Below are 8,695 nucleotides of genomic sequence, written 5' to 3' on the forward strand. Positions count from 1 at the left end.
TTTTTCAAGCAGAAGACGGCATACGAGATCTAGTACGGTCTCGTGGGCTCGGAGATGTGTATAAGAGACAGGGTCAGCGCCAGCGTACTCAAGCGGTCGTCGCGCGCATCGGGATCGAACATGCCGCGATGGCCGCCCGCCTCATAACCCTGCGCCAGCAGCGCATCGACCCCCGCGCGCTCGGCCGCCTGCGCCTCGGCCAGGCAGGTGACGCTGGCCAGCAGGCAGCATCCCGCCCCTTTCAGCGCGGCGATGCGGGCATCATCGGGCAGGCCGAAATGGAAACTGACCACCGCCGGTTTCACCGCGACCAGCAGCGCCAGCATGGCATCGTCCTCGGCGAAGCTGGGATAGATGGGGCGCAGCGACGAAGGCGGCGACGCACCCTGCCCGGCAAAGGCGGGACGCAACGCCTCGCACCAGGCGGCCTCGCGTACAGGGTCAGGGCGAGGCGCGCGATGGACGAAGAGATTGACATTGAACGGCCGGTCGGTCCGCGCCCGCACCTCGGCGATCGCCTCGGCCGCTTGGGGAACGTCACCCGCGCCGAGCGCGATCGCGCCCAATCCGCCCGCCGCATTCACCGCCGCCGCCATGGCAGGCGTAGAAACCCCTACCATCGGCGCCTGCAGGATCGGCAAGGCGAAGGTCGAGGCGCCGAGCATCGTCACCGCCGTCAGCGCGGCGCCTTGGCCCCCTCGATGGCGGCCTGCGGATCGACCGAGGGCGCCCCCTTGGCGGGCGTGCCGGTATTGGCGATCGAGCCGGTATCGGCGCGCGGATCCTCCTCGACCTTCTTCACCGCCGCGTCGGCGGCATTGGCCGGGGCGGCACCGGCCGCCGGTTCCTTGGCCGTGGGCGCGGCGGGCAGCGGCAGGTTGGAGCCTTGCTGGTTCAGATACAGGATCACGTTCGCGCGGTCCTGCGGATTGGACAGGCCCGCAAAGGTCATCTTGGTGCCCGGCGCGAACTTGCGCGGCGACGTCAGCCACGCGTTCATCTTGTCCCAGTCCCATTTGCCGCCGACCGCCTTCAGCGCGTCGGAGAAGGCGAAGCCGCCCTTGCCCTCGGCAATGCCCTCGCCCAGCGTGGCGTAGAGATTGGGGCCGACACCGTTCGGACCACCCTGGTTGATCGTGTGGCAGGCCGCGCATTTCTTGAAGACCTCGGCCCCCTTGGCGGCGTCGGCGGTGGGCAGCAGCGAGGCGATCGGCACCTCGGCGGCAGCACCGCCCGATCCTTCGGCTTCGACGCCCTCGATCGCATAGCCCATCTTGTCCGGCCGCTTGTCGTGGAAGATCATGCCGCCGACGATCGACAGGCCCAATGCGGTGCCAGCCGCACCCAGCACCCATCCCGCGATCGTATTGGTCTTTAGGTCCATCGCTTTTCGCTGCCCCGCCAATATCTCTCCTGAGGGCCGACCTTAGGTGCCGCTTTCGCGAACGGCAAGTTCTGCTTCCCTTGATCGCGTCGCGCCCGCGCTTTAGGCCGCAGCCCCATGGAAAACTACGCCGCCCCCGCCCGTCCGATCGTCGCAGGCATGACCGAAGCCGCCCTCGCCGAGCCCGCCCGCGCCGTCGCGTTCCAGGGGGCGCCGGGCGCCAACAGCCATGTCGCGGCGACCGAGGTGTTTCCGGACGGCCTGCCGCTGCCCTGTTTCGACTTCGCCGACGCGCTGGACGCGGTGAAGACGGGCAAGGTCGACCAGGCGATCATCCCGATCGAGAACTCGCTGCACGGCCGCGTCGCCGACATCCACTTCCTACTGCCCGAATCCGGACTGGCGATTGTCGCCGAGCATTTCCTGTCGATCCGCCATGCGCTGATGGCGACCGGGACGCGCGACGAGCTGGCCGAGGCGATGAGCCACCCCCAGGCGCTGGGCCAATGCCGCCACTGGCTGCGCGCCCATGGCCTGCGCCCGATCGCCTATGCCGATACGGCGGGCGCGGCGGCGCGGGTGGCCGAGATGGGCGATCCGCGCATCGCCGCCCTCGCGCCCCCGCGCGCGGCCGAGCTGTACGGGCTGAACCTGCTGGCCGAGGATGTCTCGGACGGGGCGCACAACATGACCCGCTTCGTGGTGCTGGCGCGCGGCAATCAGCCGCCGGTCGGCGACGGGCCGTGGATGACCAGCCTGATCTTCGAGGTGAAGAACGTCCCCGCCGCGCTGTACAAGGCGATGGGCGGCTTTGCGACCAACGGCGTCAACATGACCAAGCTGGAAAGCTATCAGCGCGGCGGCAGCTTTGCGGCGACCGAATTCTATTGCGACGTGGTCGGCCGCCCCGGCCAAGCCGCGTTCGACCGCGCGATCGAGGAACTGGGCTTTCACAGCAAATGGGTGCGGATGCTGGGCACCTATCCGCAGGCGCGGCGGCGGGGCTAAATTATTGAATTCCTCCCCATTAAGGGGAGGTGGTAGGGCGTAGCCCTGACGGAGGGGTGTCGCCCTGTCGATAGCGGGACACCCCTCCGACGCGCTACGCGCGCCACCTCCCCTTGCAGGGGAGGAATTATGAGTTCGCCCACGCCTCCAGCAACGTATGCGCGATCGCGTAAGCCGGCGGCACGCCGAACCGCGAGCCATCCCCGGCCAGCGCCGCGCGCACCTCGTCGCGCGAGACCCAGATCGCATCCTCCAGCTCGGTCGTGTCGATCGTCAGCCGGTCGTCCACCGCCTCCGCGACACAGGCGATCATCAGCGAGGACGGGAACGGCCAAGGCTGGCTGGCAATATAGCGGACGTGTCGAACCCGCACGCCCGCTTCCTCGAACAACTCGCGCGCGACGGCTTCCTCGATGGATTCGCCCGGCTCCAGGAATCCCGCCAGCGCCGAATAGCGCCCCGGCGGAAAGGCGGGCTGGCGGCCCAGCAGCGCGCGGCCCTGATGCTCGGCGATCATGATGACAACGGGGTCGACGCGCGGGAAATGCTCGGTCCCGCAAGAGCCGCAACGCCGCCCCCAGCCGGCGCGGAACGGCTCGGTCGCCGCCCCGCAACGGGCGCAGAAGCCATGCCGCGCATGCCAGTCGAGCACCGAGCGCGCCGCCGCATAGGTCGCCGCCTCGCCCGCCGCCAGCCCATGGAGCGCGGCGATCATCTCGACCGAGCGCCCCACCGCCGGTTCGGCGGTCAACCGGGCGAAATGCGCAATGCCATCCTCGATGCCCAGCAGGACATGGTCCTCGGGCCGTGCGCCCGCATCGACGGCGGTCCAGCCTAGCCGTCCGTCCGCCATCACCGGCTGATAGTCGGTCAGGGCGAGCAGCCGCGCCTTCGGGTGGGCCAGCGCGGCCGCGAAGCCTGCCGGGTCATGCCGCAGCGGGTCGGCGCGATCGAGCCGCCCGCCGGTAAAGCCGATGTCGTTCACTGGCGCGCGCGCCCCAGATCCTGATACAGCACCGCCGCCAGATCGCGGCGCAGCGGATAGCGGTCGGCGGGGAAATAATTGACCATCACCACGCCGCGCACATGCCGGGTCGGGTCGACATAGGCGATGGTGCCCGCCGCCCCGCCCCAGCCATAGGTGCCCTTGCCCGGCCCGCCCGGCGTGTCGGCGAGCGTCACCGATCCGCCCGCGCCGAAACCCATCGCCGCCTCACCCGACGCGCCGCCGGTCGATCCCGACACCCCGCCAAAGGTGACGCCTGCCGGCAACAGGTTGGACATGGCGAGGCGCACCGTCTCCGGCTTCATCACACGCACGCCGTCGACCTGCCCCTCATTCTGAAGCATCTGGAGGAAGCGGTCATAGTCGCGCGCCGACATGACGAGGCCAGCACCGCCATAAGGAAAGCTGGGTTTCTGGAGGAAGACCGAGGTCGCCGCCGGATCAACGGGCACGAGATTGTCGCCCAGGAAGGTATAGTTGCTGACCAGCCGGTTCGCGGCGAAGGCGGGCACCTGCCAATAGCTGGAATTCATCTTCAGCGGCGTGAACAGCCGCGTCTGGACGAAGCGCTCGAACGGCATCCCCGACACCTTCTCGACCACCGCCGCCATCACGTCCAGGCCGATCGAATAGCTCCATTTCGTCCCCGGCTCGGCGATCAGCGGCAGGGTCGCGACACGCTCGGCGAATTGCTGGAGATTGGCGGGGCGCGTCGGGCGGACCTGCGCCTCGACCTGCGCATTGGCGGCGAAGGGCACGATGCCGAGCCGCTCATATTCCTTGAGCAATGGCCCCTTGGTGACGATGCTGTAGCCCAGTCCCGCCGTGTGGGTCAGGAGCTCGCGGATGGTGATCGGGTTGGTCGCTGGGCGACTGTCGAGCGAGGCCTGCGGGTTGGTCAGCACCCGCATCTGCTTATAGGCCGGATAGATGTCGGACAGCGGCTGGTCGAGCTTCAGCTTGCCCTCCTCGATCAGGATCATCGCGGCCATGGCGGTGATCGGCTTGGTCATCGAATAGACGCGCCACAGGCTGTCGGGGGTGACGGCGGGCGCGTTCGGCTCGATTCCGGTGCGCCCGGCCGCCACGAACATTGGCGGCTGGCCGTGCAACCCGATCGCGGCGACGATGCCGGGCAGCTTGTCCGACTTCACATACGTATCGAACAGCGCCTGCGTTGCGGGCAGCGCGGTCGCGCCCTGCGCCGCGGGTCGAGGTTGCGCCACCTGCGCCGATGTGGGGGCACTCAGCAGGGTCAACATCACCCCACCCGTCATCAACATGCGACGCATCATGATCCCTCATTCCCTTTCAAACGCTCGGCTGCCCGCGCGAACACTGTGGGCAGGCCCGCGGTTCCCAGCTCCACGATCGGCCACCACTCGCCCGCCGCTTCATCATCGGGCGGACTTTCGCTCTTGGCCAGCGCCAGTTCCAGCTCGAAATGGGTGAAGCCGTGCACGACCGTCTCGTTCAACATCACCCACGGCCCCTTCCCCGGCGCATCGGCCAGCCCGGGTCGCTCATCCACCCATGGTCCGGTCGGCAGCGCGCGCATACCGCCCAGCAATCCCTTGTCCGGGCGGCGGACCAGCCAGACCCTTCCCTTCTGCTCCATCCAGAAGACGGTACCGTGACGATAGGGCCGCGCCTTTTTCGGCGCCTTGGCGGGCAGCGTCTCGGCAATGCCCTCCGCCCGCGCGCGGCAATCGACCGCGATCGGGCAGAGCAGGCATTGTGGGCGCTTCACCGTGCAGATGGAGGAGCCCAGGTCCATCATCGCCTGCGCAAAGTCCCCGGCGCGCATGTCCGGCGTGATCCGGTCGGTCACCTCGCGGATCGCGGGGCGCGCGGCGGGCAGCGGGGTCGTGATGGCGAAGAGCCGCGCGACGACCCGCTCGACATTGGCGTCGACAACCACCGCGCGCTCACCAAAGGCGATCGCCGCCACCGCCGCCGCCGTATAGGCGCCCAGCCCCGGCAGATCGCGAAGCCCCGCCTCGGTTTCCGGAAAGCGCCCGCCATGCTCGGTGACGACGGCGCGCGCGGCCTTCACCAGATTGCGGGCCCGGGCATAATAACCCAGCCCCGCCCAGGCGGCCATGATGTCCTCGTCCGGTGCCGCCGCCAGGCTCGCCACATCGGGCCAGCGCTGCGTCCAGGCGGTGAAGCGTGGGCCGACCGCCGCCACCGTCGTCTGTTGCAGCATTACCTCGGACAGCCAGACCCGGTAGGGATCGGGCGTCTCCCCCGGACGGCTGCGCCATGGCAGGTCACGTGCGTGCCGGTCGTACCAGGCGAGCAGCCGGGCGGCAGGATTGTCGGGCGATGATGAATGCTTGGCGTCCACCCGCCCGCTATGGCATGGAGCCCGATATGAGCAAGCGCATCCGCGCCCCCCAGGAGCCGCCCCCCCGATCGAATCGCCCCCGCGCGGTGTCCGAACTGCTGCCCGCCATCGGCGGCGCAGCCTTTCGCCGTTTCGGGTTCGTCCAGAGCGCGATCGTCAGCCGCTGGCCCGATATCGTCGGCCCGCGCCTGTCGACCGCCAGTGCGCCCGAGTCGATCCGCTTTCCCCAGGGCGAGAAGCAGAATGGCGTGCTGACCCTTGTGGTGCGCGGCGCCCATGCCCCGATGATGCAGCATATCGCGCCCGAGATCATCGAGCGGGTGAACCGCTTCTTCGGCTATCCGGCGGTTGCGCGGTTGCAGATCCGGCAGGGCGAGCTGCCTATGGCCGCGCCGCGCCGGGCCGCGCCGCCCAAGCCACAGCCGGTCCCGCCCGAAATGGGCGACCGCCTGCGCCAGATCGCCGATCCGGAGCTTCGCGCGGTCCTCGAATCGCTTGCCGCGGGCGTCGCTGCGACGCGCGGCCTTCCCAAGGTGTCGTGATGCGTCTTTTCCTGTCGCTGGCCGCGCTCGGTCTCTCGCTCTCCGCCACTGGCGCTGCCCATGCTGCCCAGGCGCAACGCAAGGTCGACTGGACGACCCATATCACCCAGACGCCGGCGGGCGCCTATGTCATCGGCAATCCCAATGCGCGGGTGAAGCTGGTCGAATATGTCAGCTATACCTGCCCGCACTGCGCCGCCTTCGTGAACAGCGCCACCCCGGTGCTGAAGGGGCAGTTCGTCAAATCGGGTTCGACCAGCATCGAGATCCGCCATTATCTGCTCAACCGGATCGACCTGGCCGCCGCGCTCATCGCCCGTTGCGGCGGCGCGGCCAAGTTCACCGGCCTGACCGAGACGCTGTTCGCCCAGCAAAAGACCTGGGCCATGCGCGCCATGGAGTTCGAACAGGCCAATGGCCAGCGGATCGGCATGTATCCCCAGGCCGCACAGATGCGCGCGATCGCCGATGGCGCCGGGCTGACCGCGATCGGCAAGAGCGCCGGGCTCAGCGACCAGCAGATCGCCGCCTGCCTGTCGGACCGCGCCGCCACCGACCGCATCGTCGCGATGACCAGTTCGGCGCCCGCATCGTTCGAAGGCACGCCGGGCTTCTTCATCAATGGCAAGCAGGCGATGGGCGTCTTCACCTGGGACCGCCTGTTGCCGCTGTTGCGCGCGGCCGGCGCCCGCTAAACCCCTCTTTTTCCTCGGAGCATATGTCGATGAAGTCTCGTCTTCTTCTCCTCGCCCTGTCGGTTGCCGCACCCCTGGCGCTTGCCGCCTGCGGTGGCAATGGCGATGCCAACAGCACGGCGCCCGCCGCCTCGCCGCTGCCCGCGGTCGCCGCCCCTGCGGGCAAGGACTGGACCCAGGTCGTCAGCAAGACCGCCGAGGGCTATGTGATGGGCAACCCCAATGCGCCCATCAAGCTGGTCGAATATGGCTCGCGCCTGTGCCCGGCCTGCGGCGCCTTCGCGCGGGCGGGCTATGAACCGCTGACCAACACTTACGTCAAATCGGGCAAGGTCAGCTGGGAATTCCGCGAATTCCTGATCCACGGCGCGCCCGACCTTCCCCCCGCGCTGCTCGGCGTGTGCGCGGGCGAGACGACCTTCTTCCCGATCCTGGAACAGATGTACCAGGCGCAGCAGGGCTTCAACGACAAGCTCCAGGCGATGCCGCCCGCGATGCAGCAGCAGCTTCAGAACGCCAAGCCGGTCGACGCCATCAAGGCGATGGCCGAGCAGATGGACCTGATCAACTTCATGAAGCAGCGCGGCATGCCCGAAACCAAGGCGCGCGAATGCCTGGGCAACATGCTGGAGATCGACCGCCTGACCAAGCAGACCCAGGATCGCGGCGCGGACGGCACGGTCACGGGCACGCCGACCTTCATCCTGAACGGCAAGCCGCTGAAGGGCGCGATCACCTGGCCGGATGTCGAGGCGGCGTTGAAGAACGCGGGCGCATAAGCGCCGCGCTTGCGGTTCGCGAAGGGCGGTCGGGCGAAGGCTCGGCCGCCTTTTTTGTTGTCCACATCATCCGTACCCCGGCGAAGGCCGGGGCCCAGTCGCCACATCGTCGATGGCACGCGGACGGCTTCGTGGGAGGCGTTTGCGACGCGCCGGTTAAAGCCTCCCACGCGACGCCTGGAGCCCTCTCGATCGCACCGCAACTGGGCCCCGGCCTTCGCCGGAGAACGAGGCCTTGCAGTGGCTCTCCCCCACCCCCGTTCGCACTGACCGAAGTCGAAGTGCACGGACCGCCATCGCCGCGTGCGGATTCCCGTGGCCTTCGACTTCGCTCAGGCTGAACGGAGGCAGGAATCAGGAGGCGGGACGCATAGAAAAGGGCCCGGGGATCGCTCCCCGGGCCCTCTTCATTTTGGCTGGGCTGAAACCCCGAGCCGGTCCGGTTCCCGGCGGGTCTCCCCGCCGGTCCCCGACATCCGACTTAGAAGTCCATGCCGCCCATGCCGCCCATGCCGCCGCCGGCGGGCATGGCGGGCTTGTCTTCGGGCAGCTCGGCCACGGTGGCTTCCGTGGTGATCAGCAGGCCCGCGACCGACGCCGCGTTCTGGAGCGCGGTGCGCACGACCTTGGTCGGGTCGATGACGCCAGCGGCAACCAGGTTCTCGTACGTGTCGGTCGACGCGTTGAAGCCGAACGAGGTGTCGTCCTGATCGAGCAGCTTGCCCGACACGACCGCACCGTCATGGCCGGCGTTCTGCGCGATCTGGCGAACCAGCGCGGTCAGCGACTTGCGAACGATGTCGATGCCACGGGTCTGGTCGTCGTTGACGCCCTTGACGCCGTCCAGCGCCTTGGTCGCGTACAGCAGCGCCGTACCACCGCCGGGGACGATGCCCTCTTCGACGGCCGCGCGGGTCGCGTGCAGCGCGTC

Annotated in this window: 9 protein-coding genes and 1 pseudogene; 4 read left to right on the plus strand and 6 right to left on the minus strand. The window is 68.7% G+C overall.

What is annotated here, in order from left to right; all coding sequences use genetic code 11:
* Positions 1 to 62: 62 nt before the first annotated feature.
* Together QZ546_RS17440 and QZ546_RS17445 are read right to left on the minus strand one after the other, a co-directional pair.
* Positions 63 to 665: pseudogene (locus QZ546_RS17440) on the minus strand (NAD(P)H-dependent flavin oxidoreductase); the annotation flags it as partial.
* 11 nt (positions 666 to 676) lie between these two features.
* A complete protein-coding gene (locus QZ546_RS17445; RefSeq protein ID WP_294240473.1) occupies positions 677 to 1,384 on the minus strand; it encodes a cytochrome c family protein in 708 nt (235 codons plus the stop codon).
* A 117-nt stretch (positions 1,385 to 1,501) separates the two neighbouring features.
* Here QZ546_RS17445 and QZ546_RS17450 point away from each other — a divergent pair, with 117 nt between their 5' ends.
* On the plus strand, positions 1,502 to 2,392 hold the full coding sequence (locus QZ546_RS17450) for a prephenate dehydratase (RefSeq protein ID WP_294240476.1): 891 nt from the start codon (positions 1,502 to 1,504) through the stop codon (positions 2,390 to 2,392).
* Positions 2,393 to 2,519: 127 nt separating this feature from the next.
* Here the strand turns inward: QZ546_RS17450 and nudC are convergent, their stop codons facing one another.
* From nudC to QZ546_RS17465, 3 genes are read right to left on the minus strand one after another with little or no spacing between them, the layout of a single operon-like run.
* Complete coding sequence (nudC, locus tag QZ546_RS17455; RefSeq protein WP_294240478.1) at positions 2,520 to 3,377, minus strand: NAD(+) diphosphatase; 858 nt, start codon at positions 3,375 to 3,377, stop codon at positions 2,520 to 2,522.
* On the minus strand, positions 3,374 to 4,690 hold the full coding sequence (locus QZ546_RS17460) for a serine hydrolase (protein WP_294240496.1): 1,317 nt from the start codon (positions 4,688 to 4,690) through the stop codon (positions 3,374 to 3,376). The genes nudC and QZ546_RS17460 overlap by 4 nt, the downstream gene beginning before the upstream one ends.
* Positions 4,690 to 5,748 carry an A/G-specific adenine glycosylase gene (locus tag QZ546_RS17465; RefSeq protein ID WP_294240481.1) on the minus strand — a complete coding sequence of 353 codons (1,059 nt, stop codon included), beginning with the start codon at positions 5,746 to 5,748 and terminating at the stop codon, positions 4,690 to 4,692. The genes QZ546_RS17460 and QZ546_RS17465 overlap by 1 nt, the downstream gene beginning before the upstream one ends.
* Before the next feature lie 26 nt (positions 5,749 to 5,774).
* On the opposite strand from QZ546_RS17465, the gene QZ546_RS17470 reads away from it, so the two are divergent.
* The 3 genes from QZ546_RS17470 to QZ546_RS17480 are packed head-to-tail and all read left to right on the plus strand — an operon-like array spanning position 5,775 to position 7,764.
* Entirely contained in the window at positions 5,775 to 6,290 is a 516-nt protein-coding gene (locus tag QZ546_RS17470) for a DUF721 domain-containing protein (protein ID WP_294240482.1), read from the plus strand.
* Complete coding sequence (locus QZ546_RS17475; RefSeq protein ID WP_294240486.1) at positions 6,290 to 6,985, plus strand: thioredoxin domain-containing protein; 696 nt, start codon at positions 6,290 to 6,292, stop codon at positions 6,983 to 6,985. Before QZ546_RS17470 ends, QZ546_RS17475 begins: the two co-directional genes overlap by 1 nt.
* A 29-nt stretch (positions 6,986 to 7,014) precedes the next feature.
* Positions 7,015 to 7,764 (plus strand): thioredoxin domain-containing protein, encoded by a 750-nt coding sequence (locus QZ546_RS17480; RefSeq protein WP_294240489.1) that lies wholly within the window; start codon positions 7,015 to 7,017, stop codon positions 7,762 to 7,764.
* Between the two features lie 481 nt (positions 7,765 to 8,245).
* Here the strand turns inward: QZ546_RS17480 and QZ546_RS17485 are convergent.
* A partial coding sequence (locus QZ546_RS17485; RefSeq protein ID WP_294240494.1) for a TCP-1/cpn60 chaperonin family protein occupies positions 8,246 to 8,695 on the minus strand: 450 nt, incomplete at its 5' end.

The sequence above is a fragment of the uncultured Sphingomonas sp. genome (genome assembly GCF_913062585.1).
Taxonomy (GTDB): Bacteria; Pseudomonadota; Alphaproteobacteria; order Sphingomonadales; family Sphingomonadaceae; genus Sphingomonas.